The organism is Xanthomonas albilineans (assembly GCF_002939705.1).
GTDB classification, from domain to species: Bacteria; Pseudomonadota; Gammaproteobacteria; order Xanthomonadales; family Xanthomonadaceae; genus Xanthomonas_A; species Xanthomonas_A albilineans.
The window spans coordinates 1-294 of record NZ_MDCB01000130.1 but is presented as its reverse complement, the minus strand read 5'-3'; the positions used below and the strand labels follow the sequence as shown (position 1 = coordinate 294).

The window sequence follows — 294 nt, the reverse complement described above, 5'->3', positions numbered from 1 at the left end:
AGCAGCGACGAAGCGCAATACCAGGCGCTGCTGGATGCCGGCGCGACGGTGGGCAAGGCCTGGGGCCTGCGTCCGGGCGTGGCGTTGACGGCGGCGCAGATGGCGCAATTGACCAGCGACATCGTGTGGTTGGTGGCGCAGACGGTGACGTTGCCCGATGGGCGCACCACCACCGCGCTGGTGCCGCAGGTGTACCTGCGTTTGCATCCGGGCGATCTGGACAGCGGCGGGGCGCTGCTGGCCGGTGCCAATGTCGATGCACATGTGAGCGGCACGCTGACCAACACGGGCACC

General features: G+C 69.0%; 1 protein-coding gene. It reads left to right on the top strand.

The genetic code is table 11. The annotated features are described in order from the left end of the window. Positions 1–294 (top strand): hypothetical protein (locus XalbCFBP2523_RS16080; protein WP_146084172.1); only part of this gene is annotated, 294 nt, incomplete at both ends.